This is a genomic window from Marinobacter sp. ATCH36 (assembly GCF_023555055.1).
GTDB lineage: Bacteria > Pseudomonadota > Gammaproteobacteria > Pseudomonadales > Oleiphilaceae > Marinobacter.
In genome coordinates this window covers 1637861-1663460 of record NZ_JAMJPL010000001.1, presented here as the reverse complement: position 1 = coordinate 1663460, position 25600 = coordinate 1637861, and the positions used below count along the sequence as shown (strand labels likewise).

The 25600-nt window shown below is 56.6% G+C and carries 25 protein-coding genes; 14 read left to right on the top strand and 11 right to left on the bottom strand.

Features of this window, described 5'->3' with window-relative positions; all coding sequences use genetic code 11:
* Positions 1 to 9 precede the first annotated feature (9 nt).
* The gene (locus M8010_RS07655) at positions 10 to 1323 is read left to right on the top strand and encodes an MFS transporter (RefSeq protein ID WP_250090028.1); all 1314 of its coding nucleotides are present in this window, start codon (positions 10 to 12) and stop codon (positions 1321 to 1323) included.
* Positions 1324 to 1333: 10 nt separating this feature from the next.
* On the opposite strand, the gene M8010_RS07650 is transcribed toward M8010_RS07655, so the two are convergent.
* Together M8010_RS07650 and M8010_RS07645 are read right to left on the bottom strand one after the other, a co-directional pair.
* On the bottom strand, positions 1334 to 1699 hold the full coding sequence (locus tag M8010_RS07650; protein ID WP_250090027.1) for a DUF4870 family protein: 366 nt from the start codon (positions 1697 to 1699) through the stop codon (positions 1334 to 1336).
* A gap of 65 nt (positions 1700 to 1764) precedes the next feature.
* Positions 1765 to 3405, bottom strand: a complete 1641-nt coding sequence (locus M8010_RS07645) for a methyl-accepting chemotaxis protein (protein ID WP_250090026.1) — start codon at positions 3403 to 3405, stop codon at positions 1765 to 1767.
* A 443-nt stretch (positions 3406 to 3848) separates the two neighbouring features.
* On the opposite strand from M8010_RS07645, the gene M8010_RS07640 reads away from it, so the two are divergent.
* Positions 3849 to 5714: a PhoX family protein gene (locus tag M8010_RS07640; RefSeq protein WP_250090025.1), complete on the top strand. Its 1866-nt coding sequence runs from the start codon at positions 3849 to 3851 to the stop codon at positions 5712 to 5714.
* 116 nt (positions 5715 to 5830) lie between these two features.
* On the opposite strand, the gene M8010_RS07635 is transcribed toward M8010_RS07640, so the two are convergent.
* From M8010_RS07635 to M8010_RS07625, 3 genes are all read right to left on the bottom strand, one after another.
* The gene (locus M8010_RS07635) at positions 5831 to 6136 is read right to left on the bottom strand and encodes a hypothetical protein (protein WP_250090024.1); all 306 of its coding nucleotides are present in this window, start codon (positions 6134 to 6136) and stop codon (positions 5831 to 5833) included.
* A 140-nt stretch (positions 6137 to 6276) separates the two neighbouring features.
* The gene (locus M8010_RS07630) at positions 6277 to 6537 is read right to left on the bottom strand and encodes a hypothetical protein (RefSeq protein ID WP_250090023.1); all 261 of its coding nucleotides are present in this window, start codon (positions 6535 to 6537) and stop codon (positions 6277 to 6279) included.
* Between the two features lie 118 nt (positions 6538 to 6655).
* On the bottom strand, positions 6656 to 8458 hold the full coding sequence (locus tag M8010_RS07625) for an acyl-CoA dehydrogenase (RefSeq protein WP_250090022.1): 1803 nt from the start codon (positions 8456 to 8458) through the stop codon (positions 6656 to 6658).
* 256 nt (positions 8459 to 8714) lie between these two features.
* Between M8010_RS07625 and M8010_RS07620 the strand changes: the two genes are divergently transcribed.
* Positions 8715 to 9701 (top strand): GlxA family transcriptional regulator, encoded by a 987-nt coding sequence (locus M8010_RS07620; protein WP_250090021.1) that lies wholly within the window; start codon positions 8715 to 8717, stop codon positions 9699 to 9701.
* Positions 9702 to 9815: 114 nt separating this feature from the next.
* Positions 9816 to 9980: a hypothetical protein gene (locus M8010_RS07615; protein ID WP_250090020.1), complete on the top strand. Its 165-nt coding sequence runs from the start codon at positions 9816 to 9818 to the stop codon at positions 9978 to 9980.
* Positions 9981 to 10068: 88 nt separating this feature from the next.
* Here M8010_RS07615 and M8010_RS07610 read toward each other — a convergent pair whose 3' ends face one another.
* Positions 10069 to 12123: an NADPH-dependent 2,4-dienoyl-CoA reductase gene (locus M8010_RS07610; protein WP_250090018.1), complete on the bottom strand. Its 2055-nt coding sequence runs from the start codon at positions 12121 to 12123 to the stop codon at positions 10069 to 10071.
* A gap of 72 nt (positions 12124 to 12195) precedes the next feature.
* Here M8010_RS07610 and M8010_RS07605 point away from each other — a divergent pair, with 72 nt between their 5' ends.
* The 10 genes from M8010_RS07605 (at position 12196) to M8010_RS07560 (ending at position 21177) form a co-directional block, all read left to right on the top strand.
* Positions 12196 to 13008, top strand: coding sequence for a crotonase/enoyl-CoA hydratase family protein (locus tag M8010_RS07605; protein ID WP_250090017.1), 813 nt, complete (start codon positions 12196 to 12198; stop codon positions 13006 to 13008).
* A 245-nt stretch (positions 13009 to 13253) separates the two neighbouring features.
* On the top strand, positions 13254 to 15560 hold the full coding sequence (locus tag M8010_RS07600; protein WP_250090016.1) for a putative monovalent cation/H+ antiporter subunit A: 2307 nt from the start codon (positions 13254 to 13256) through the stop codon (positions 15558 to 15560).
* Positions 15557 to 15982, top strand: a complete 426-nt coding sequence (locus M8010_RS07595; protein ID WP_250090015.1) for a Na+/H+ antiporter subunit B — start codon at positions 15557 to 15559, stop codon at positions 15980 to 15982. Before M8010_RS07600 ends, M8010_RS07595 begins: the two co-directional genes overlap by 4 nt.
* A gap of 46 nt (positions 15983 to 16028) precedes the next feature.
* The gene (locus M8010_RS07590; RefSeq protein ID WP_137435238.1) at positions 16029 to 16376 is read left to right on the top strand and encodes a Na+/H+ antiporter subunit C; all 348 of its coding nucleotides are present in this window, start codon (positions 16029 to 16031) and stop codon (positions 16374 to 16376) included.
* The gene (locus tag M8010_RS07585; protein WP_250090014.1) at positions 16373 to 17884 is read left to right on the top strand and encodes a Na+/H+ antiporter subunit D; all 1512 of its coding nucleotides are present in this window, start codon (positions 16373 to 16375) and stop codon (positions 17882 to 17884) included. The genes M8010_RS07590 and M8010_RS07585 overlap by 4 nt, the downstream gene beginning before the upstream one ends.
* Entirely contained in the window at positions 17881 to 18354 is a 474-nt protein-coding gene (locus tag M8010_RS07580; protein WP_250090013.1) for a Na+/H+ antiporter subunit E, read from the top strand. Before M8010_RS07585 ends, M8010_RS07580 begins: the two co-directional genes overlap by 4 nt.
* A gap of 11 nt (positions 18355 to 18365) precedes the next feature.
* The gene (locus tag M8010_RS07575; RefSeq protein WP_250090012.1) at positions 18366 to 18638 is read left to right on the top strand and encodes an MrpF/PhaF family protein; all 273 of its coding nucleotides are present in this window, start codon (positions 18366 to 18368) and stop codon (positions 18636 to 18638) included.
* Entirely contained in the window at positions 18631 to 19044 is a 414-nt protein-coding gene (mnhG, locus tag M8010_RS07570; protein WP_250090011.1) for a monovalent cation/H(+) antiporter subunit G, read from the top strand. Before M8010_RS07575 ends, mnhG begins: the two co-directional genes overlap by 8 nt.
* 94 nt (positions 19045 to 19138) lie before the next feature.
* Positions 19139 to 19420 (top strand): pyrimidine/purine nucleoside phosphorylase, encoded by a 282-nt coding sequence (gene ppnP / locus M8010_RS07565; RefSeq protein WP_250090010.1) that lies wholly within the window; start codon positions 19139 to 19141, stop codon positions 19418 to 19420.
* Between the two features lie 113 nt (positions 19421 to 19533).
* The gene (locus M8010_RS07560) at positions 19534 to 21177 is read left to right on the top strand and encodes a fatty acid--CoA ligase (protein ID WP_250090008.1); all 1644 of its coding nucleotides are present in this window, start codon (positions 19534 to 19536) and stop codon (positions 21175 to 21177) included.
* Between the two features lie 67 nt (positions 21178 to 21244).
* On the opposite strand, the gene M8010_RS07555 is transcribed toward M8010_RS07560, so the two are convergent.
* The 5 genes from M8010_RS07555 to M8010_RS07535 form a co-directional block, all read right to left on the bottom strand.
* Entirely contained in the window at positions 21245 to 22498 is a 1254-nt protein-coding gene (locus M8010_RS07555) for a D-amino acid dehydrogenase (protein WP_250090007.1), read from the bottom strand.
* 46 nt (positions 22499 to 22544) lie between these two features.
* Positions 22545 to 22898, bottom strand: a complete 354-nt coding sequence (locus M8010_RS07550; RefSeq protein WP_250090006.1) for a translation initiation factor Sui1 — start codon at positions 22896 to 22898, stop codon at positions 22545 to 22547.
* A gap of 37 nt (positions 22899 to 22935) precedes the next feature.
* Positions 22936 to 23460 carry a DUF4136 domain-containing protein gene (locus M8010_RS07545; protein WP_250090005.1) on the bottom strand — a complete coding sequence of 175 codons (525 nt, stop codon included), beginning with the start codon at positions 23458 to 23460 and terminating at the stop codon, positions 22936 to 22938.
* A 131-nt stretch (positions 23461 to 23591) separates the two neighbouring features.
* Entirely contained in the window at positions 23592 to 24917 is a 1326-nt protein-coding gene (locus M8010_RS07540; protein ID WP_250090004.1) for a sensor histidine kinase, read from the bottom strand.
* Positions 24914 to 25600 (bottom strand): response regulator transcription factor, encoded by a 687-nt coding sequence (locus M8010_RS07535; RefSeq protein WP_250090003.1) that lies wholly within the window; start codon positions 25598 to 25600, stop codon positions 24914 to 24916. Before M8010_RS07535 ends, M8010_RS07540 begins: the two co-directional genes overlap by 4 nt.

Sequence of the window (25600 nt, the reverse complement as noted above, 5' to 3'; positions counted from 1 at the left end):
GACACCGTTTTGCCAACCCCGAAAAATGACACTGCAGAGCACCTGTACGGCCTGATTGCCAATGAGGAAGATGCCCGCGTCTGCACCGATATTCCCGAAGAAGCATGCCGCGAAGTGCCCCGCAACTTTTTTCTGATTCTGGCCAGCAACGTGCTGACCAAACTGGGCGACTTGCTGATCAGCCCCAAAACCGTTCTGGCCTGGCTACTGAGTGCCATTGGCGCGCCTGCGCTGGTCGCCTGGCTGGTGCCAATCCGGGAATCCGGTTCGATGATTCCCCAGATGGTCATCGGCGCATGGGTGAGAAGAAAGCCGGTACGCAAATGGTTCTGGACGCTCGGAAGCTTCGGCCAGGCGGCGAGTGTTGTCGCCATGGCTGCGAGCGTCTGGTTTATGGAGGGTTATGCCGCAGGCAGCGGAATCATTGCCGCTCTCATCGTTTTTTCCCTGGCCCGTGGCTTCTGCTCGGTTTCCATGAAGGACGTTCAGGGCAAATGCATTCCTAAAACCCGGCGTGGACGGCTGTCCGGGCTGGCATCCACGATCGGCGGCACCGCCACCGTTATCCTGACAGCCCTGCTGTTCTGGGACCGGGGAGATCCAACGATCGGTTTTTACTCGGTGCTACTGCTATTGGCCGCAGCGCTCTGGATTATTGCCGGCTTTCTGTTTGCCGGTGTTGAAGAGTACAACGGTGAGACCAGCGGCGGCGGAAACGCTCTGGCAGAGGCATTCAGCAGCCTGTCCCTGCTCCGCGATGACGTTCCGTTCCGGAAGTTCGTGGTCACCCGGGCACTATTGCTCTGTTCAGCCCTGGCCTCCCCCTACTTTGTTGTTCTGGCGCAGAAAGAGTCCGATATCGGCTGGATGCTGGGCATTTTTCTGCTGGCCAGCAGCCTCGCCAGCTCACTCAGCGCCAGTTTCTGGGGCTGGGCAGCAGACGTCTCAAGCCGGAGGGTGATGATACGTGGCGGCGCCATGGCCAGCGGGATATGCCTGGTGGTGGGTGCGACTGCGATGGTTTTTGGCACCACGATTGGCAGCATCTGGTTCTATCCCATTGCTTTTTTCGTGCTCAGCATTGCCCATGCGGGCGTGCGGCTCGGGCGAAAAACCTATCTGGTGGACATGGCCGGAGGCAACAAACGAACTGACTACACGGCGGTGAGCAACACCGTTATCGGCTTGCTGCTACTGGCCACAGGTGGCCTGACGGCGCTTATCTCAATGATTTCGGAGACGGCGGTAATTCTCCTTTTGGGGCTGATGGGGCTGGCCGGAACGCTCAGTGCCGTGCGCCTCAAAGAAGTCACCGATACCTGATAGCTTTCAGTCATAAAGGGGCCTTGCCGTCATTCAGTGCCAGGGCGCCTTTTACAATACGATAGACGATCCAGATCGCTATCCCCAGCAGAAAAAACCACCCGATAATCAGGGGCGTGGTTACAATGCCGACAACCGTCCAAAGCAGACCAATCCAGAAGGTGCGTATCTGCCAACGGAAGTGAGGCTCTATCCAGGTGTTCTTGACATCGTCAAGTTTGACGTAATTGATGATAACGCCGGCAAGACCGGTGATCCCTCCCACAAAAAACGATAGCGCCTGGAGGATATAGACCAGCACAGCAAGGTTGCGACTCGGTTCCTCACGGCGGACCAGTGGGTCACTGTCAGCAGGAATGTATTCAGGCTCGGACAAGGGGTTCTCCTCTTACTGCGTACCGGGAGTGTATCACAGCATCCGCGCCTGAAAGCCGGTGGTATTCACTGACTGTCCGGTTTGTAACCCAGACGGAAACCGCCCCAGTGCTTGCCGTTGACGTAGATCGGCACTGAAAGGTCGTGCATGATTTCCCCGGTATCCCGACGGTAGGTCTGCAGCAGCATACTCTGGGTATGACTGCCGCACCGGGCGCCGGTGCGGTCATTGAACAACCGCTTGCTGCGGCTCTTTACCAAATCTACTTGCGGATCGCCCGTCGGTGCATGGGCAAAATCGCGGTTATGGGTAGGGACGTAGCCATCAGGCGCTATCGCGATGGCGTACACCATGGACGGATGCGCTGTCTTGACCGCTTCCTGTACCGATGGAAGCTGCTGGTCTGTAAACCGGTCATAACTGCTTGAGTATTTCTGAGGATCGGTATTCGATATGGGGTCTCGCCTCTTGTCGAAAAGAGCGTTCTCCGACAATTGTCCGTCACGAACCGCCTGTTCGAAGAGCTTTCCAATACGGTCAGCCCCCTGCCGGGCCTGATCATAGAAAGTTCGGTGATAGCTTTCATCGCTGTTCAGGGCAAATGCGGCATTTGCCTGTTCAGCCAGTTCCATGAGGGTTGCGGCCTGCCTGGCCAGGGAGGCCACGCTGGTATCGCTCTCCGTGATCTGGTCACGAACCGTATCTATAGCTCCAGAGACCTGCTGCAGGCTCTGTTCGTTGTTCTGGTCGATCTCGGCAATTCGAGCCACCTGCTGCTGCACCCGATCGGATTGATCACGAATCTGATCCAGGCGCTCACCAACGCTTTCAACCGATTCCAGGCCGGCCTCCACGCTTTTGGCAAGATTCTCAATCCGCGAGACAATCAGGGAGGTGTCAGACCTGATTTCCTGGAGCGTCTCCGCCACTTCGCCAGTTGCCTGTGCGGTTCGACCGGCCAGTTGCCTGACCTCGTCGGCAACTACTGCAAACCCACGACCCTGATCGCCCGCACGCGCCGCTTCGATAGCCGCATTCAGAGCCAGCAGATTAGTTTGCTCTGCAATGCCCTGGATGGTGGTGGTCACCCCCTGAATCTTGTTGGATTTCTCATTCAGCTCCTGAATCAGCCTCAGGTTCTCACTGGACTGTTCATGCACAGCGCGCACACTATCGATGGCAGAGGTCAGCGCCTCACGTCCTTCCGTACTTACCTGACGATTCTGCAGCGCCATGGTGGCTGCGTCGGTGGCCTGCTGGGCGGATTCGCGCACACTTTCCGTAATCTGCCCGGCATACTCCGACATCTGTGCAGTTTCACTGACCTGGCGGTCGAGGCGAACCTTTAACTGGTCCGCTGCGAATGACACCTGGGCTGCCGAAATCGCACTCTTGTCGGCACTTCCAGACAGCGCTTCGATAAGAGCCCGGCCGGCCTTCGCCTCGGAAAGAAGGCGGGCACACTGTTTACCCAGGGGGCTGTCATCAGGCAGCTCACCGTCATTTAGCAGTTTGAGCGACTGCTCTGTGGGTTCCAGTACCCGCAATACCAGGTAAGCGGTGGCGGCCACCAGTCCAACAACCAGGCCCGCCAAAACCGATAAAGCATCCATCTCTATCAAGGGCGCCACCAATACGGACACGATGGCAGCAACGACCGCGATCGACGCCCCCACAAGTACAACAGGTCGACTGAGAAAGCCCATAGCCACCCCTTTATTATCATTATTCGTGAATACATCTTTTTATTAAATATCACTCGTGAGAGTAATGAATTGATCTGTGTTAATAACTGCTACTTTAGTGAAACAGTGGCACGCACCTTAGTAGCAAACGAATCCTTCCTGCTTTGCAACAAAACATTTACGCAACTGTCATGGTTCTTTCCGCTCACTGTCATACCAATCTTCGACCCTCTTCACTGAGTGCCAATAAGGTTAACGGCCAATGGCGCGGATACTTTTGCATTTTGCTTCCGATATCAAGGAGAGAGCGATGGGGCACCATCCAGTTGAAGACAGTAACCTCAGTAACAACACAAGCTTAGAAGAAATCGTCAATACCCGGTTCTCGCGTCGCCGTTTGCTCACCGGCACTGCATCGGCCGCCACACTGTCGGTTCTGGGTTCCGGCCGGCTATCGTGCAGAGGTGCTCTTTGCCAAGGGGGACCCCATTGAGGCAGGTGTCAGCGAATTTCTGAACGACGGCACTGATGTAGATTTTGATCGTCGCTCCGGTGATGAACACGATGGCATGTGGTTTTTCGGTATTTCCGACGACGGCCGCTACGACCCGGAAAGGTCAGACCGTGGCATCCTGTGCATCAACCATGAAAACCTGGAAGACAATACCCTTCATGAGAACGGCGTTACTGCCGCTGCCGACAATGGCGGTAGCCGTCCCTTGACCGAGGTGGACCGTGAGATGAACGGCCACGGCGTTTCCTGTATTGAGGTCCGCAGGAACGAAGGTCGCTGGGAAGTGGTTCGCGACTCCCAGTACAACCGTCGGGTCACCATCTTTACCGAAGTGGAAATGAAGGGGCCAGCAGCGGGTTCCGAGCTCTTGCGCACAAAGAGCTCCCCCCAGGGCGTCAAACGCTGGGGCACCATGAACAACTGTGCCCACGGGTACACACCCTGGGGTACCTATCTGGCTGCCGAAGAAAACTGGTACTCCTACTTTGTTCGGGGCGACGACAGTGGCAACCGTACCGAAGCTGAGAATGCGCTTGTAAACCGCTACGCCATTGGCGCCGCCTGGTCTAATCGCGAGTGGCATACTGCGAGCGCCACCGATCTTTATGTACGGTTCGACGCAACGGCCACTACCGGTACTGCGCTGGAAGATTACCGGAACGAGCCCAACCTGCACGGTTATGTCACGGAAATCGATCCTTTCCGTCCCGCCCAGAAACCACGGGTACGGACTGCCTTCGGCCGCTTTGCCCATGAAGGTGCCTGGGCTGCCCCGGCAGAAGCGGGCAAGCCGCTGGTCTTTTACATGGGAGATGATGCCCGTCGCGAATACGTCTACAAGTATGTATCCAACGCCAACTGGGATCCCGCCGACGCCAACGGCGGCCTGGCTGCCGGCGACAAGTACCTTGATGATGGCAAACTGTACGTGGCGATATTCAGTGACGACGGTACCGGCGAATGGAAGGAACTGGGTTACGGCGTCAACGGGCTGGATGAGAACAACCCTGAATTCCCCTTCCGAAATCAGGGTGACGTCATGATTGCCACCCGGATTGCTGCCGATATCGTCGGCGCAACAAAGATGGACAGGCCGGAGTGGGCAGCGGTGCACCCAATGAACCGGGAGGTTTACATAACGCTCACCAACGGCAACCAGTCCAATCGCCCCGCCGACGATGCCGATGCCGCCAACCCCCGTGCAGTCAACTCCAATGGCCATATCCTTCGCTGGAAGGAAGCCGGCAGCAACAATGCCGCAACCACTTTCGAGTGGGACATCTTCCTGTTTGGCTCTGGTGCCGACCGTGGCTCGGATTACAACATTTCCGGCCTGACAGCCGACAACGAGTTCTCCAGCCCCGACGGTATTTTTATCGATCATCGCGGTCTGGTCTGGATTCAGACCGACGATGGCGGGCTTCGAGACACCACGAACAACCAGATGTTGGTAGCGATCCCGGGCACGGTGGGCGATGGTAGTGGAAGAACCATCATGACCACTGACAACAACTCCTCTACGTCAACGGTGACATCGTTCGTCGGGCAGAACGCTGAAAGCCTGCAACTGAAGCGCTTTTTTGTTGGCCCGAAGGGTTGTGAAATCACCGGAATCTATCTGACTCCGGATGCACGCACACTGTTCGTGAACGTGCAACACCCGGGTGAAGGTGGCAGTGCCGATCAGTTCAATACGGATCGGAGCAACTGGCCAGCCCCCTCACGGGACGCTACCCAGGTGGGCGAAGCGGGAACCCGGCCGCGATCAGCAACCGTTGTGATTACCCGGGAAGACGGGGGCGAGATCGCCGTGTAGCGGTATCAGCCCCCCCGCAAACAGAAACGGCCACCGTTGGGTGGCCGTTTCTGTGTTGACAGGGTCGATGCGACCAATGAGGCAGGTCCTCGGACACCCATGGCGTCCGGATAGCTTTACTGCTCCATTGCATCACCGGCTTCCTCAGCCGCTTCTCCCATCTCCTCACCAGCTTCTTCAGCTGCCTCGCCGGTTTCCTCGGCGGCGTCGTCGGCTGCATCCTTGGTTTCATCCCAGGCGCTGTCGTTCTGGCCGGTGGCATCTTCATAGGTTTCTTCGACAGCATCACCGGCATCATCCGCCATCTCTTCGACGTTATCGCCAGCTTCCTCGAAGTCCGCGCCTTCGTTGTCGTCCTGGCTACAGGCAGCGAGGCCCAGCGTCATCAGCAGTGCCAGCGCGCTCAATGTAAGCTTGTTCATAACCATGTCCCTTATTTGGTTTGGAGTGTGAAAACAACAGCGATAAGTCTACGGCCATGACCAACCCCGGCACAATTACCTGCTGATTACGTTTTTGTTAGCAGAGACAATAAGTTAGGAAAAGCAATAACCTGAAGAGATCAATTAGTACAAGCCACTGCTCTGCCATCAAGCGTCAGTACATGATCCAGCCGGACCATGTGCCCGCGCCCCAGGAAAACAAACTCCTGACCGGCCCTGCTGAACAGGTCACGAATGACATCGTGAGTGGTCTGGACCTGGCCGGCATCATCACGATAGACGATTTCCGCCAGCTTCGAGGAAGTGAGGTACTCTCTGAGCAGGCTATGAATTTCACATCGCACTGGGTGATAGCTGTTAGAGGCATTTTCTGACGTCATGACAGACTTTTCCCTGTGGATAGCGACAGGACAGAAAAAAATGCCCCGGAGCGCAAAATGCTGCGACAGAGCCGGGGCATGCCTACAGTCTGGTTCAGATTTCGTCAGCCCGCCAGTTTCAGAACCACTCCGACTTCATATTCATGCAGGTATCGTCCTGGTTCCGCAACAAAACCAGATCCTGGGCCACCGTCGGTAGCTCCCAATGGAAGAAATACTGGGCAGCCTGCAGTTTGCCCTGATAGAAACTGCGCTCGTCGTCGCTATTGGCAGACGCCAGCGCCTTTGCAGCGGCGTTGGCCTGGCGCAGCCACATCCAGGAAACGACGATATGGCCGAACAGGTGCAGATAGCACGAGGCGTTAGCGAGCACTCGATCAGGGTCTTCTGACATCAGGGATTTACCCAGGCTCTGGGTGACTTTCACCGCTTGCTGCAGGGTTTCACTCAATGAGAGTGCCCACTGCTGACAACGGTCGGTGGTGGCCGCTTCCAGGTCCAGTTGCATTTCCTGCATCAGTAACTGTAAGCCATGGCTCTGGTCCTGCCAGATCTTGCGCCCAAGCAGGTCCAGCGCCTGAATGCCGTTGGTGCCTTCGTGGATCGGGTTCAGCCGGTTGTCCCGCCAGCACTGTTCTGCCGGATATTCGCGGGTGTAGCCGGCGCCACCATACACTTGTATGGCCAGATCGTTGGCCTTGAGGCCGAACTCGGATGGCCAGGCTTTGATCACCGGGGTCAGCAAGTCCAGTAGCTTGCCAGCCTCTTTCCGCTTCTGTTCATCCGGATGGGTGTGCTGGTCGTCCATCAGGCGCGCGCCATAAAGGCACAGGGCTACGCCACCTTCGCTGTAAGCTTTCTGGGCCAGCAACATGCGACGCACGTCAGCGTGTTCAATGATTGGCACCTGGGGTGCTTCCGGGTTCTTTTCTGAAGGCTTTCGGCCCTGAAGCCGGTCCTTGGCGTACTCCAGGCTGTGCATGTAGCCACGGTAGCCAATTACCGCAGCGCCGAAGCCGACACCAATGCGGGCCTCGTTCATCATCTGGAACATGTATTTCAGCCCCTGGTGGGGTTCACCAACCAGATACCCATGGCAGGGGGCATCATCACCGAAGCTCAGGGCGGTAGAGGTTGTGCCGCGGTAACCCAGTTTGTGGATCAGGCCGGCCAGGTTGACACCGTTGCGCTCTTTCGGGTTGCCGTCTTCGTCAACAATGAATTTCGGCACGATAAACAGGGAGATACCCTTCACGCCCGCCGGCGCGCCCTTGATCTTGGCCAGGACCATGTGAACGATGTTTTCGGTGATGGACTGCTCGCCACCGGAAATATAGATTTTGGCGCCCTTGATCAGGTAGTGGCCTTCATCAGTTGGCGAGGCCGACGTGCGAATGTCTGCCAGGGAGGAGCCTGCATGGGGCTCAGTAAGGGCCATGGTGCCGCTGAATCGGCCGCTGAGCATATGCGGCAGGAAGGTGTTTTTCTGCTGGTCATTGCCGAACACGCGGATCAGGTTTGCGGCAGCCGTCGTCAGGAACGGGTAGCCGGCGGTGCCGGGGTTGGCGGCGGTAAAGAAGCCATTGCAGGCGGCCATGACGGATTCCGGCAGTTGCATGCCGCCGAGTTCGTAGTCGTAGCGGCCGGCAATGAAGCCGGCGTCGGCATAGGCGTCAAAGGCTTCTTTGACCTGGGGCAGCATTTCTACCTTGCCATCCACGAACTTTGGCTCGTCTTTGTCGGCGGCACTGTTGTGGGTGGCGAATTTATCGCGGGCGATTTTGTCGGCGGTTTCGATGACGGCGTCGAAGGTGTCGCGGCTGTGTTCGCTGAAGCGTTCGCGTTCGCTGAGGCTTTCGGTATCAAGTACTTCGTAGAGTTGGAACGCCAGGTCGCGGCGGTCGATCAGGGTGTCGGTCATTTCTGGTCTCCTGTTTATTGCGTATAGCCTCTCACACGGTTGTTTTTGTTGAAACCGGCGTTAATGACATAATCATGGTTGATGTCGCCATTTATACCTCGGAGTATCTTCATGAAGTGTTCGCCAGACGGCCGCCAACGGGAAGGGTCTCCCGGGACACGCTGTGGATACATCCGTGTACGCTTGACGGCAGCATCCTTGCTGCCGACAGTCCCGGGAGACCCTTCCCGCCGACGTCCTGACCTGGGAGTCTGTCTTGTACAACGTTGCAGTAATTGGTTTTGATGGTGCGCTTGCCAGTGCGATCACCGGAATTATTGACCTGTTTCGGCTGGCGGGGGTGACTTGGGCGCGGATCAATGAGCTGTCGCCGGAGCAGGAGTTCACTACTCGTCTTTTAACCCAGGACGGCAAACCCTGTCGCTGCATCAATGGCATCACGCTGTTGCCGGATGGTGAATGGAACGCCCAGCCTGCAGAAGCGGACCTGGTGGTAGTACCAACAATCGGCGCGCCGATTGTTCAGGTACTGGAGGCAAATCCAGAGTTGATTCAGTGGCTCGGGGGCTTCCGGGAAGCGCCTTCTGGTCAGGTTCGTGTGGCCAGTAACTGCACTGGAGCGTTTCTGTTGGCCGAGGCCGGGTTACTGGATGGGCGGCAGGCGACGACGCATTGGGGGTTCAGTAATCAGTTCCGGCAGCGTTTTCCGGCGGTGGATTTGCAGCCCGAAAAGCTGATCACGGTGGACGGGCATATTGCCTGTGCCGGTGGTGGTATGGCGTGGTGGGATCTGGGGGTTTATCTGGTGGAGCGTTATGCCGGGGCGAAGGTAGCGCGGGAGCTGGCGAAGGCGTTTGTGATTGATGCCGGGCGGACGAGTCAGGCGCCCTATGGGGCCTTGCAGGCCCGGCGATACCATTCCGATGCAGCGATACTGAAATTACAGGACTGGCTGGATGCGAATTATACGGAAGCAGTCACGCTGCAGGCTCTTGCCGGGCTGGCTGGTTTAACCGAGCGGTCGTTGATTCGCCGGTTCAAGGCGGCGACCGGGGATACACCGACGGGTTATCTGCAGATTCTGAGAATCGAGGCGGCCCGGCAACATCTGGAAAATTCGCGGGCGGCGGTGGAGGAAGTGACGCGATTGGTGGGTTACGAGGATGTCAGCTCATTCAGCCGTCTGTTCCGAAAGCACACTGGCCTGGCACCCGGTGTTTACCGGGCCCGGTTTGGTCGGTAGCGAACCGACGCGACAATCTGGCCCGGGTTATGCTTCATTCTGATTACAAGGCCGAAAGTCGGTGCCAAACGTAAAGTATTTTGACACGGGCTATTTCCCGCGGAGGGTAATACCATGACAGACCTACAACGAAACCAGCAATCAAATCTGCTGAGCCGCCTTTACGACATGAAGCAGAAGCAGCTGCTACAGGCCAGCCAGCAGGCCGACAGCCTGCGATACCGGGTACTGTCAGCCGAGGCCGAGGCTATCAGCGAGGCCTTGAAAGCCATTCGATAAGCACTGTCAGCGACTGTAAGGGTAACTGACTGCCACCGACACCAGACTGATAAAAGCGCTCACTTTGTGACCAAAATTGTCCACCCGGTCAGATCCGGGCAGCCACCTCCGTCCCCTGGCGGATAGCCCGCTTCGCGTCCAGCTCTTCGGCCAAATCCGCCCCGCCAATCAGATGAGCCTGAATTCCGCGATTCACCAAATCATCAAACAACGCTCGAAATGACTCCTGCCCTGCGCAAATAATCACATTATCCACAGCAAGTACCTGGCTCTGCGTTACCTTTCCGTCCTTGTCCGATAGCGTGATATGCAACCCTTCATCATCAATTTTCTCGTAACTGCAGCCCTGCAGCATCTCTACTTCCCGATGCTTGAGGCTGTTGCGGTGAACCCAGCCGGAGGTCTTGCCGAGACCGCCGCCCACCTTGCTGGTTTTGCGCTGCATCAGGTAGATCTTGCGGGGTCCCGATGTAGGCTTGCGCTCGGCCAGTCCACCCGGCCCTTCAAACTGCGGATCAACGCCCCATTCCGCCTGCCAATCGGCAACACTGACCTGTTCACCCTCGGGATGGCGACCAGAATCATGGGTCAGGAACTCGCTGACGTCGAAACCGATACCGCCGGCACCAATCACCGCCACAGATTGGCCGACAGGTTTGTTATGGCGGAGTACGTCCAGGTAGCCCAGCACCTTCGGATGATCGATGCCGTCAATTTTTGGTGTCCGTGGTTTTACGCCAGTGGCGATGATGACGTCGTCAAACCCGGCTTCACTGAGCAATTCCGAGTTCACGCGGGTATTGAGCCTGAGATCGATACCCAGAATTTCAATCTGGCGCTGGTAGTAGCGCAGGGTCTCGTAAAACTCTTCCTTGCCCGGAATGCGCTTGGCGTAGTTGAACTGGCCTCCGATTTTTTCGTCGGCCTCGAACAGCGTGACCTTGTGCCCCCGCTTGGCGGCGGTGGTAGCTGCAGCCAGTCCGGCGGGCCCAGCCCCTACCACCGCAATTCGGCGGCTGATCGGCGCCACCGTGAGTACCAGTTCGGTCTCGTGACAGGCACGGGGATTGACCAGACAGGAGGCACGTTTGAGCTGGAACACATGGTCCAGGCAGGCCTGGTTGCAGGCGATGCAGGTGTTGATCTCGTCGCTGCGGTTCTGCTGGGCCTTGCGAACGAACTCCGAATCCGCCAGCAGTGGTCGTGCCATAGACACCATGTCAGCCTTGCCGGCGGCAAGGATTTCTTCGCCTTTTTCCGGGGTATTGATGCGGTTGGTGGTACACACCGGAATGTCCACCTCGCCATAGAACTTGGCGGTTACATCGGCAAATCCTCCGCGTGGCACGGAGGTTACAATGGTGGGAACCCGGGCCTCATGCCAGCCAATACCAGTGTTGATAATGGTAGCACCGGCCTTCTCAATGGCCTTGCCCAACTGAACCACCTGATCCCAGGTCTGGCCGCCTTCCACCAGATCGAGCATCGACAGGCGATAAACAATGATGAACTCGGGACCCACTGCCTCCCGCATCCGGCGGACAATCTCCACCGGCAACTGCATGCGATTCTCGAAGGGGCCACCCCACTTGTCGGTACGTTTGTTGGTGCGCTCGCAAAGGAACTGGTTGATGAAATAGCCTTCGGAGCCCATCACCTCAACGCCGTCGTATCGGGCAAGTTGCGCCAGCCTGGCAGCATCGACGAAATCATTGATCTGTTTATCCACACCCCTGGTGGAAAGCGCGCGCGCCTTGAAGGGTGTTATGGGCGCCTTGGTGGCAGACGCTGACACACTGAAGGGCTGGTAACCGTAACGGCCGGCGTGCAGCAACTGCAGGCAGATTTTGCCACCGGCGTCATGAACTTCGGAAGTAACATGGCGATGAAGCATGGCCGTGCCACGGTGGTTCATGGTGGATGCCAGTGGCGAGAGCTGGCCAACAAAGTTAGGAGAGAAACCACCGGTTACCATCAGCCCCACGCCACCTTCGGCGCGCTCGGCAAAATAACGGGCAAGCTTGTGAATATTCCAGAAGCGGTCTTCCAGACCGGTGTGCATGGAACCCATGAGCACACGGTTTTTCAACTCGGTGAACCCCAGGTCCAGGGGTTTGAGCAGATTCGGGTAAGCTGCAGTCATGTAGTCTCTCCTTCAGGAGGCGACATGGTAGCATAGCGGCCTACGACTAATGTATGACATGGAAACGACGGTATGAGCGCAAGCGATTCTGAACGGGTACTGATTGATATAGAGGACGGCATTGCTATCGTCACACTTAACCGGCCAGAAAAATATAACGGTCTGGACATGCCCATGTTCGAGGCCATTAGCCGGGCTGCAAAATCTCTGAAAAAAAACCGCAGCGTACGCGCTGTTATTCTGAGAGGGGCCGGAGAGGCGTTCTGCTCTGGCCTGGATGTAAAAACCGTGTCAAAAAACCCGGTGAATTTTCTCAAGCTGTTGATCAAGCCTGGACGCAAGATCAGTAACCTGGCCCAGGACGTGGGCTATTTATGGCGGGATGTGCCGGCCCCTGTGATTGCCGTCACCCATGGCTACTGTTTCGGCGGCGGCTTTCAGGTGGCGCTGGGTGCCGATTTCCGGTTTTCCACGGCCGACTGCGAGTTTTCCATTATGGAGAGCAAGTGGGGCCTGATACCGGACATGAGCCTGACCGTGAGTCTGCGGGAACTGATACCCATTGATCTGGCCAAGGAATTGACCATGACCGCTCGCCGTTTCGACGGCACAGAAGCGAAAGCCATGGGCCTGGTCAGCCAGGTCAGCGACGATCCCATGGCTGCAGCCATGGTGTTTGCCCGGGAATTGGCTACACGCTCCCCGGATGCAGTCGCAGCCAGCAAACTGCTTTTCAACCGAAGCTGGAACGCCGCCGACAAAGTTGCGCTGGACTGGGAAACCAAACTGCAAAAGAAAGTGCTGGGCCGAGCCAATCAACGTATCGCGGTAGCACGGAATTCCGGTTCCCCGGACAAACCGTACCAGGATCGCCGTGATTTCTGATCGTCGCCGATGATAGCTCGGGCTTTTAGCCCGACCACTCTGGCCCAACAAATCTGCAAAACCGTGTCCGGGTGTCTATGCTTGCAATCAGACCGCCTTCAACCTGTCTTGCCTTTAATCAAGGTGTCAGATAGTCTCTCAGGCGTCTGAATACAGGGTAATGTCGACCATTTCCTGCGGATCCGCTTCCACCCCCGGAGCGATCCAGCCGACTTTCACGGGCCTGACTGGAGCGCAATCTGAACATGCTACTGGCTGTGTTATCAGGATTTCTGCTGGCGATAGTGGCACCGGCGCTGCACCGGGTGACGGGCAGGTACATCGGCTGGACACTCGCGATACTGCCCGCCAGCCTTACCGCCTACTTCGCCAGCCTGATTCCGGAAGTTCAGGCTAATGGGTCGATCGTTCTGGAGTATGCCTGGCTTCCGGGTCTGGGCATCAATCTGAATTTTCTCGTCGACGGCCTTTCCCTGGTATTTGCCCTGATGATCAGCGGCATCGGCACGTTTATCCTGATCTACGCCGGCGCCTACCTCGCCGGCCATAAATACCTGGCACGTTTCTTCGTGATCATGCTGTCCTTCATGGCCTCCATGCTGGGACTGGTGCTTTCTGACAACCTGATTTCGATATTCGTGTTCTGGGAGCTCACCAGCATCACCTCCTACATGCTGATCGGCTTTAACCACGAAGACATGGAAGCCCGCAAATGTGCACTTCAGGGCCTGTTTGTGACCGCCGGCGGCGGCCTCGTGCTCATGGCAGGGCTGATCCTTCTGTCGATCATGGGCGACAGCTATTCGATGTCTGAAATTCTGGCGTCGGATCTGGCACTCCATCAACACGCCTTCTATACCGGAGCGGTCATCTGCATCCTTGCAGGATGCTTTACCAAATCCGCCCAGGTGCCGTTCCATTTCTGGCTACCCAACGCCATGGCGGCACCCACACCGGTTTCTGCCTTTCTGCATTCTGCAACCATGGTGAAAGCCGGCGTTTACCTGATGGCACGCCTGAATCCGTCCCTCGGCGAGGGCGAGCTGTGGAGCCAGGCATTGATGCTGTTTGGCGCCGCCACCATGTTTACCGGAGCCTACCTGGCTTTCAGCAGCACCGGCATCAAGAAAGTACTGGCTTACTCGACCATCATGGCCCTGGGTACACTCACCATGCTGATTGGCGTCGGTACCGAACTCGCCCTGACCGCATTTATCTGCTTCCTGGTTGCGCACTCGTTGTACAAAGGCGCACTGTTCATGATTGCCGGCGCCCTGGATCACGAAACCGGCACCAAGGACATCACTCGCATGGGCGGACTGAGAAGGGCGATGCCAGTAACCACCGTGATTGCCTGTCTGGCAGCGCTGTCACTGGCGGGCCTGCCGCCCCTGTTCGGGTTTATCGCCAAAGAGCTACTGTTCGAGTCACTACTTGACTCCCCGCTCTGGTCCGCGGGCCTGACCACGGCAGCTGTCGCCGCCGCGGTTCTGATTGTTGGCGTTGCGGGCCTGGTGGCGATCAAGCCTTTCTTCGGCAAGGTCGCGAATACACCCAAGACACCTCATGAGGCACCCTTCGGCATGCTGGTGGGGCCCGCCGTGCTGTCCGTAATTGCTCTGGTATTTGGCCTGGCTCCGTTCCTGCCCGAGGGCGCCCTGCTCCAGTCTGCGGTGGGAAGCGTGAATGGTGCAGCGGTAGAAACCCATCTGGCACTCTGGCACGGCGTCAACGTGCCGCTGATACTTTCGATCGGCAGTCTGGTGCTGGGCCTTAGCCTGCTGGCTGGCTGGAACCGACTGCAACCGTCCATATACGCCATCAACACCTCCGCTGCCCGGTTTGGCCCTGAGGCTGGTTATTTCCGCTTCATGGAGGGCATTACTGTTGTTGCAGCCTGGCAAACCCGGGTGTTGCAGAACGGGGTACTCGGTCTTTACCTGCTTCTGCTGGTGGCAGTCACCTTTGGCCTTGCCGGTTACACACTGTTGACCAAACAGGGCATCACCGTGTCTCTGGACCTGACAGACAGCCACTTCTACGAGTGGGGCATTGCACTGCTACTGCTCGTTGCAGCGGTTTTTGCCAGCGCCACTCACTCCCGACTCGGTTCCGTTGCATCCATGGGCGTGCTCGGCTTCGGCGTTGCCCTCACATTCATCCTGTTCAGTGCGCCCGATCTGGGCATCACCCAGCTACTGGTGGAAACGCTGACCGTCATCCTGCTGGTCCTGGTGCTGTTCAAGCTGCCGGAATTCGTCAACCTGTCCTCGCCGTTCGAACGTTACCGTGACCTTGCGGTAGCTACCTTTGCAGGCGTAGTGATGACATTGCTGATTCTCGCCGCACTGGATGTTCAATACTTCGAAAGCATCTCGAGCTACTACATCGAGAACAGCGGGACGCTGGGCCATGGGCGCAACATTGTCAACGTCATTCTGGTGGATTTCCGGGCCCTGGATACCCTGGGCGAGATTTTCGTTCTGTCACTGGCCGCCCTCGGTGTGCTTTCAATGATCAAACTGAGGGCGGAGGATCAGTACAAACCATGAAATCCAATACCCTGATTCTGCACACCGCTGCACTGTTTATCATGCCATTGCAGCTTATGTTTTCCGTCTTCCTGCTGCTCCGTGGCCACGACGAGCCCGGTGGCGGTTTCATTGGAGGACTGGTAGCGGCGAGTGCTTTTGTGCTCTATGCCTTTGCGTTTGGCTCGGAACCCACTCGCCGTATCCTTCGGGTCGCCCCCAGGGATCTCCTGGCTGCTGGGCTGTTGTTTGCCATCGCCTCGACTATTCCTGCCTTTCTGGCAGGCCAGCCCATGCTGACCGCTCATTGGTGGGAGTTACCGCTTCCCGGAGGTAGCTACCTCAAGCTGTCAACACCACTGATTTTCGATATTGGTGTTTACGCGGCGGTTCTTGGCACCATCATGACATTTGTTATCAACCTGATGGAGTCGGAGGAATGAACCAGGGTATTAACATCCAATGCAGCCATTCAAAAGGAGGGCCATTATGGAAAGTCTGATGGCTTACGTTGTCGGCATCCTTTTCGCGGCAGCGATTTACATGATGCTGCGACGCTCCATTGTCAAACTGGTCATCGGTCTGATAATGCTGAGTAACGCTGCCAATCTTCTCATTTTTGTGGTCTCCGGCATGACCAGGGGGGCTCCTCCCCTGCTTCCGGAAGGGGCTGATGCACCCCTGGGTGCGGTTGCTGACCCGTTACCCCAGGCACTGATACTGACCGCCATCGTTATCGCCTTCGGCGTCCTGGCCTTCGCAGTGGTTCTTATACGCCGCGCGTATGAAGTAGTGGGAACCGATGACCTCGACCAGATGAAGGATACGGACACTTGAACCTGGAACTCGTCCTCCCGATTCTCATTCCGCTGATTTCCGGCGCCCTGTCAGTGGCACTGTGGCGCTCGGTTCGCTATCAGCGCATCCTGGCGGTTCTGGCTACGGCCCTTTTGCTCGCCGCCAGCGTCTGGCTGCTGCGCTCAACCATTGACCAGGGCTTCCTGGTGATGGAAATGGGGAGCTGGCCGGCACCCTTCAGTATTGTATTCGTCTCCGACATACTCAGTGCGATCATGATCGTGTTGACCGGGATCATCGGTCTTGCCATTGCCATCTATTCACTGGCGTCCACGCCCAGCGGGCATGAGAAGTTCGGTTATTATCCGCTGATGCACCTGTTGCTGGCCGGGGTGGCTGGTTCTTTCCTGACCGGCGACATTTTCAACCTGTTCGTCTGGTTTGAGGTCATGCTGCTTGCCTCTTTCGCCCTGCTCACCCTCGGAGGCGAACGGGCGCAGATGGAAGGTGCCATCAAATACGTCACCCTGAACCTGTTCTCGTCCGCCATGTTCCTGTCTGCGGTCGGCCTGCTTTACGGAACCGTCGGCACCCTCAACATGGCCGATATTGCCCAGAAAGTGGCAACACTGGAAGACCCCGGCATGGTCACGGTAATATCGATGATGTTCATGGTGTCCTTTGGCATTAAGGCGGCAGCATTCCCGCTGTTTTTCTGGCTTCCTGCCTCCTACCACACCCCGCAGGTGGCTGTTTCTGCCCTGTTTGCCGGGCTGCTGACCAAGGTCGGGGTCTACGCCCTGTACCGTGTATTCACTTTGATCTTCACCCAGGATGTGGAATACACCCACACCATCCTGCTGTGGGCCGCGGCGCTGACGATGCTGACCGGTGTTCTGGGAGCCGCAGCCCAATTCGAGTTTCGCAGAATTCTGTCATTCCACATTGTCAGCCAGATTGGCTACATGATTCTCGGGCTCGCGCTCTTTACCCCGCTGGCAATTATCGGGGGCGTGTTCTACATCATGCACCACATCATTGTTAAGACGAATCTGTTCCTGGTGAGTGGCATCGTCTACCGATTACTGGGGAGTTATGAGTTGAAAGACCTGGGCGGCATGTACAAAGAACGCCCCATGCTTGCGCTTCTGTTTCTGATACCAGCTCTTTCACTGGCCGGTATTCCGCCGTTATCCGGCTTTTTTGCAAAGTTTGTGGTTATTCGGGCAGGCCTGGAAGCCGAGGCCTACGTGGTGACGGGCATTGGCCTGTTAGTAGGCCTGCTAACGCTTTATTCGATGATCAAGATCTGGGCGGAAGTATTCTGGAAAAAGCGGCCTGAACATGTTGAGTCCCTCGGCCGTCTGCGGGGTGAGATCAAAACCGGCCATAAATACGCCTACTTTATTCCTGTTGTTGGCCTTGCTGCCTGCACCCTCTTCATTGGCCTGAACGGCCAGCCCATCTATGAACTGGCAGAGATGGCAGCGGACCAGTTGACCAGCCCCGAACTCTACATAGATGCTGTTCTGGGAGGTGCACAATGATCGGTTTCTTCTGGAACATCATGCTGGCACTTGCCTGGGTGGCCCTGAGCGGCAACTTCTCTGCGATGAACTTCATGGCGGGCTTTTTCTTTGCGTACCTGGCACTGATGGTCCTGCAAAGGCAGGTACCGGTACTCAAGGGCTATTCAAGCCGTATTCCCCGGGTAGCAGCATTTTTGGTATTTTTCGTGAAAGAGCTGGTAAAAGCCAACTTCCGCGTAGCCTACGACGTTGCCACCCCGGTCTGGTATATGAGACCCGGTGTGATTGCATTTCGCCTTGAAGCCCATACCGATGTCGAGATCATGTTTCTGAGCAGCGTCATTTCGCTGACGCCGGGAACCCTGAGCCTGGACGTGTCAGACGATCGCCAGGTGCTTTTCATACATGCAATGTTTCTCCAGGACGAGGAGCAGCTGCGGCAGGATCTCAGGGAACTTGAACACCGAATCCTGAAAATCCTGCGCTGAGGAGCCAGCACGTGATTCCGTTTGTGATCAACATTGTCTATTTCATGCTCTCGGTGGCACTCCTGTTCGCGTTCATTCGCCTGACCAGGGGGCCATCACTGCCTGACAGGGTTGTAGCCCTTGAGCTGATAGCGTCCATTGTCGTGGGTTACGTCGGTGTTCATGCCATTGATACCGGTGTTTCAAGCCTGCTTGATGTTGCCATCGTCATAGCCCTGACCGCATTCCTGGCAGCCATCGGTTTTGCCCGCTTCCTGGAACGGGGGGGACGCAAGAATGACTGAAATCCTTGTATCAGCATTCCTGTTAGCCGGAGCCTCATTCATGCTGCTGGCGGCGGTGGGCATTGTTCGCCTGCCTGATTTGCCCACTCGCATGCATGCGTCCACCAAGGCCGGCGCCATGGGCGCCATGTTCACCATGGGTGGGGTGGCATTCTTTTTTGCTGACAGCGTCGTATTTGCCAGGGCCTTCGCCATTGTGGTGTTTATCCTGATCACGTCACCCATCGCCGCACACGTTATCGGGCGCGCCGGATACTTCACCGGTACCACGCTCTGGGACGGCACTGTGAAGGACGAACTCCGTGAGAACTACGATTCCGACACACACAAGCTCAGCAGCGGCTACGAGGGTAGCCCTGAGAGCGTGACACCTCCGCCCGAACCCGAGTCACCCGAAGACCCCTAGTGCCCCGGCTTTAAAGTCTGCCGCGGTGCTTTTCACATCGTCGCAATATAATTTCGCGTATAGTGCATCTACCAATTTTTGAGGAGACACCTTCATGTTGAAAGTAAACGAATATTTTGACGGCAAGGCCAAATCGATTGCCTTTCAAACCTCCACACTGCCAGCAACAGTGGGCGTGATCAGCCCGGGCGAATATGAATTCGGCACGAACAAGAAGGAAACCATGACCGTCATCAGTGGCGCCCTCACCGTGCTTTTGCCAGGCATGGAAGAGTGGATGACCTACGGTTCCGGTGAATTTTTCGAGGTAGCCGGACAGGCCAGTTTCAAAGCCAGAACCGACATTGACACCGCCTACCTCTGCACCTACGAGTAAGCCTGAAGATCAGTAATTTTTTTGATCCACAAAGGTTTCCGTCAGCGTAAAACTGTGTCAAATTTAGTCCCTTCTCGTTATAAATTAAACAATTGAGAAAGAGGTACCGAGTTATGGCACAGACCCGCATCCTGGCACCAGCAGATAACGCCTATCAGTATCCACTGCTGATCAAGCAACTCCTGCTTTCCGGCCCGCGCTATAATCCGGACCAGGAAATCGTTTACGGCAATCGCAGCAAGTACACCTATACCGATCTTGTAGATCGCATCCACCGCCTGGCTAACGCCCTGACCGATGCCGGCGTCAAACCCGGTGATACTGTTGCGGTTATGGACTGGGACACGCCTCGATACCTGGAATGCTTCTTTGCCGTACCGATGATTGGTGCCATTCTGCACACCATCAACGTTCGCCTCTCTCCAGAGCAGATTGTCTACACCATGAACCACGCCGAAGACGATGTGGTACTGGTACACGACGACTTCCTTCCGATCATCGAAGGCGTGAAAGACGACATCAAAACCGTCAAAACCTGGATTCAACTGACTGACAGCGATACAGCAAAAGCTGCGCCTGTCGATGCGATCGGTGAATACGAAGCCTTGCTGGCCAAAGCTGACAATCAGTTCGACTTTCCGGATTTTGACGAAAACAGCGTAGCGACCACTTTCTATACCACCGGCACCACAGGCAATCCGAAAGGCGTGTACTTCAGCCATCGGCAGCTGGTGCTGCACACCCTGACCATGACCGGTGTCACTGCCGCGTTCGATGAGATGCCGCTACTCCGCTCCTCATCCGTTTACATGCCCTTGACGCCAATGTTTCACGTTCATGCCTGGGGCGTGCCCTACGCCGCTACAATGCTGGGCGTAAAACAGGTATACCCTGGTCGATATGAGCCAGAGCTGCTCGTCGATCTTTTGAAGGAACATAAGGTCACCTTTTCACACTGCGTACCAACCATTATGCAGATGATGATGGGCACCGAATCCATCAAAACAGCCGACCTCAGCAACTGGCACGTGCTTATCGGCGGTAGCGCACTGACAAAGGGTCTTTGCGATGCAGGGGCAAAGCTCGGAATCAAGATGTACACCGCTTACGGCATGTCTGAAACCTGCCCGTTGCTGAGTGCCTCGCATCTCAAGCCGGAAGATATGGAGCTGCCTCTGGAGCAGCAGACTGCCATCAGGGTGAAAACCGGCGTTGCTGTACCAATGGTGGAACTTGAAATAGTGGACCCGGACGGCAATCCCCTTCCCCATGATGGCGAGGCCAAAGGCGAAGTTGTTGCCCGCGCTCCGTGGCTGACACAGGGTTATTTCAAACAGCCCGAAAAAGGTGAGGAACTATGGCAAGGTGGCTGGCTGCACACCGGTGATGTCGCCAGTATGGAACCTGACCACACCCTCACTATTAAAGACCGTATCAAGGATGTCATCAAAACCGGCGGTGAGTGGCTATCATCTCTTGATCTGGAAAATCTGATAAGCCAACACCCGGCTGTTGACGGCGCCGCCGTAGTGGGTGTACCGGACGAGAAATGGGGTGAGCGCCCTCACGCTATGGTGACTTTAAAACCCGGTGAGGAAGCAACTCTCGAGGATATTCAGACCCATCTCAAGCAGTTTGTGGATTCCGGCGAAATCAACAAGTGGGCCATACCCAACCAGATTGACTTCGTTGACGATATCCCAAAAACCAGTGTTGGCAAGATCAACAAGAAACTGATCCGGGATCAGTTGAAGTAAACCTCTCTGATCGTCCGCCCCACATTCCCTGCTGGCATGTGGGGCGCTCGCCTCTGACCACAGACCCCTAGAGCCCGGTGAAAGCGAAGTCTACGTCTGGCTTACGTCCTGCCACAATATCCGCCAAAGCAGCCGCAGAACCACAGGAATGGGTCCATCCCAGGGTTCCGTGACCAGTGTTCAGATACAGATTGCCAAAATGACTTTTCCCGATATAGGGCACGTTGGAAGGGGTTGACGGCCGCAGCCCGGCCCAGAACTCCGATTGTTCCCAGTGAGCAGCCTCTGGCATGAGTTCGGTTGTGCGCCGGACGATGGCCCGGCACCGGGTAAGATTGAGTTCCCGGCTATAGCCGCTCAATTCCGCTGTGCCTGCAACGCGGATGCGGTCACCAAGTCGAGAGAAGACCAGTTTATATTCGTCATCAATGAGACTGACACTGAAGGCAGCATCCTCATTCCTGACTGGCACGGTTATGGAGTAGCCTTTTGCAGGGTAGATGTTGAGGGACAGGCCAAGCCTCCGGGCCAGGATGCCACTGAAACTGCCCAGACAGAGCACATAACGGCCCGCTCGCAGGGTCTGATGCTTGCCTTCACGGATGACGTTCACGCCGAGTACTCTGTCCCAAGTATTCTCGAAACCGAGAATTTCTGTCCCGAACAGGAACTCCACGCCAGCTTCCTGTGCTTTGCTGGCAAGTGCCTGGGTAAACCGACGGGCATCACCAGACTCGTCTTCCGAGGTATAGGTTGCCCCGGCAATCCGGTGTTTGACCGGCGAAAGCGCAGGCTCCAGTTCAACCGCGCGGTCCGCATCAATCACCTGGCGGTTACACCCAAGTTCCCGCATGATTTGAGCCGGCTTCAGAGCTGATTCGAACTCCCTGGGGTTGGTGTAGAAGTGCAGAATACCCTTTTCGAGGTGATCGTATTCGATTCCGGTACTCTTACGCAGTGCCTGTAAACACTCACGGCTGTAGGTGCCAAGACGCACCACCTGCCGTATGTTGTGAGCAGCTCTGGCAGACGAACATTCCCGCAAAAATGCGATGGCCCAACGCCATTGGGCAGGATCCATGCGAGGGCGGAACAGCAGTGGTGCGTCGGAGCGGGCAAGCCACTTGAGCACTTTTAATGGTGCGGCGGGATTAGCCCAGGGTTCGGCGTGGGATACCGAGATCTGCCCACCATTGGCAAAACTGGTTTCGGCCCCTGCATTACTCTGCCGGTCTATAACGGTAACGTCATATCCCTGCTGCCTCAAATACCATGCGGTTGTGACACCAATAACGCCCGCACCGAGCACCAGTATATGCATTCATGTCCTCTCTTGATTTGACACTTTTCGGGAGGGAGGTTAACGGTCAGCCACCGGCCTTTTTCACCGTCCAGCCTTTTTCCTGAAGCAGCGGTACCAGCGTATCCCGCTGGTCACCCTGAATCTCCACCACGCCGTCCTTGACGGTACCACCGGTTCCACAACGGGCTTTGAGAACCTTGGCGAAGGCCTTCAGTTCCTTTTCGTCAAGGGGAATACCGGTGACCAGGGTGACACCCTTGCCCTTGCGACCCTTGGTTTCACGGCTTACGCGTACAATGCCGTCCCCTGTGGGGCATGCCGCCGCCCCGCAAACACAATCATCAACGGGTTGTCGACAGCCGGGGCACATACGCCCCTGTTCCGTGGAAAAAACCAGCCCACCAGAACGATTCTTCATAACGCCCTCTTATTGATTTCAGGATCTACCCGTTGCTTCAAACTCCGGGAGGATACTTTTCAAACATATCCGCAACAATTTCATCGATCAGCTTGCGCCTTGACTCGGACGACTGGTTTTCGTTCAGGTACCGGCGGCTAGCTGCGCGCCAGACAACGCGGTCGGTGTCCGTGTCGACCAGTTCCACAACCAGTTTGCCCTCCTCGATCTCCCGGACCGGTGGCGCCGAAGCCAGCCCCCAGCCAAAGTTACCAGTGCCAAAACCAAAACCGAGGCCAACACCGGTGCGCTCCAGACGCTCTTCCTCGACTATCTGCCAGGCGACAAGCAGGTCTGCTTCATTCTGCTCGACCTTACGCATGGATTTGCGGTTAAGCTCTCGCTCCACGGCTCTCTCAATGCGGCCGCCATCAAGGGACGTAAAACTCTCACCGTCACCCTGTGGTGCAAAAGCCCAGGATGCATAATTACCGAAGACCGTGCCGGAATCGTAATCTGTTACCACGTTACTGGCACATCCGGTCAATGCCAGCACCAACAGCGAAACAAGGAAAATTCTCATGATGACAACTGCCTCTCTTTAATGCCGTTTATATCCCAGTATACGCACAGTAGACGTTCGGAGTTTCGGTAAACGTTCCCTGATTGTCGAAACTGTAATCCATTCCCCTGGCATCACAAAATGCGCAGAACTCAATTTTCTCCGGTGAAAATGGGAAACCGCAGCAACACCACCAGGCCACCGGGTTCAGCGTTAAAGGCTTCAATCTGGCCGTCGTGAATAGCCACAATGTCACGGGTAATGGCGAGACCAAGCCCCCAACCCTTCCCACCCCGGGAGCGATCTGCCCGATAGAAAGGCTCAAACAGGTGCGGGAGCACCTCGTCTGGCACCCCTGGCCCCTCATCACGTATTTCGAGTAACAGATGTCGCTGCTCTCCCCGCAATACTATGTGCACGTCTTTGCCTGGCGGCGTGTGATCGAGGGCATTCTGAACAACATTGTCAAATGCCCGTTGCAGCAGCCCCTTATCGCCCAATACAGACGCATTCCGGCACTCCGGGCCAACGGTCAGATGGCAGTCCACTCCCCGGTGCTCGGCGTAATCGGCAGCATCCTGGAGTACTTCATTAATTACCCGGATTGGCTGGACAGCTTCGCGTTCGATATCCTCGCCCTGCTCCGAAACCCGGTAAAGCGTCAGAATCTGGGAGGTCATCGCTTCAAGACGTTCGTTCTGGCGCAGGATTGAGGCCATCAGGTCTTCGTCCAAGCCCCCCTCACTGGCCAGTTCGATAGCAACACGCTGACGCATCAGCGGCGTGCGAAGATCGTGGGAGATATCCCTGAGCAAATGCGTCTGACGATCCAGCAAACCGCACAACTGTTCCGTCATTGCGTTAAAAGCCGTTGCCAACGCGCCCACTTCATCCCTGCGCCTGGTAATGCGATCACCCACCCGCAAGGAATTATCACCGCCGGCAATCGCCCGCGCTGTCAATTCCATCTGCCTCAAAGGTCGCGAAACCAGGCGGGCAACCCAGGCGCAAGCGAGGGTAATGATGACGAAAGCCAGGGCCAGCTCCACCCACTGATAAACCCGGGGGTTCAGCCATGCCTCGCCATTCAGGCGTGGCCAGGCAACCAGTCGATAGCCCTCTGCCACTTCAATCACCGCGGGGCGCTGTCGATACCAGCCGACGGATTCCATACGCTCACGAATGGACTCCGGCAGGCTGCCATCATTATGGTCAGCCTCAATCAGGAACAAGTGCAGATCCAGATCACTGCCTTTTTCTTTGAGAAAGCGCCAGGCATCGCCCCGGCCCTGGTTTTCTCGTACGGCCAGGGCTTCCATGGCAAGCTCCTGCAAACCTGCCTGGCGCTCAATGGCCTGCCGCTCACGATCTTTCAGGGTATAAGTGACCAGGCTGCCAACGACCATCGTCAGGGCCATGGCAAGCCAGATGAAAACGAAGATCCGCCAGAACAGAGGAAACCTGAGCCCGCCGCTCATATCGGCACCCGATAGCTATAGCCCAGACCCCGAACAGTCTCGATACGGGGAGGGTCGTCATTACCCAGCTTTTTACGCAAGTTGCTGATATGCATATCCAATGTCCGGTCATAGGCTTCCAGCCGCCGCCCCAGTGCCCACTGCATGAGGTCCGTTTTGCGCACCACACTGCCAGCATGGGCCAGCAGCACTTGCAGAACTTCGTACTCGGTGGCGGTCAGGTCCAGCGCGGAATCGTTCTGGTAGATCCGCCGGTGCACAGGCTCGACTCTCAGATCACCATAGATCCTTGACTCATCCAGCCCCACTTCCTGATCCCAGGCTACCCGCCTCAGCAACGCCTGCAGCCGGGCAATAAGCTCCCTTGGATTACAGGGCTTGGGAATGTAGTCGTCCGCGCCAACTTCAAAACCAACAATCCGGTCAGTCTCGTCGCCGCGAGCCGTCAGCAGGACAACGGGGAGATGGGTTTTCGCCCGCAGCTGGCGCAAGACTTCCAGCCCGCTGATATCCGGCAGCATGATATCCAGCACAACAATATCGCAATGCTGGCCCATGGCCAGCGACAGTCCATCCTGGCCGTTGGCTGCCTCTCGCACGGCAAAACCCTGATTGGAAAGGTATCGGGACAGCAGCTCCCGCAGCTCCTCGTCGTCTTCAACCAACAGCACCCGGTTCTGCAT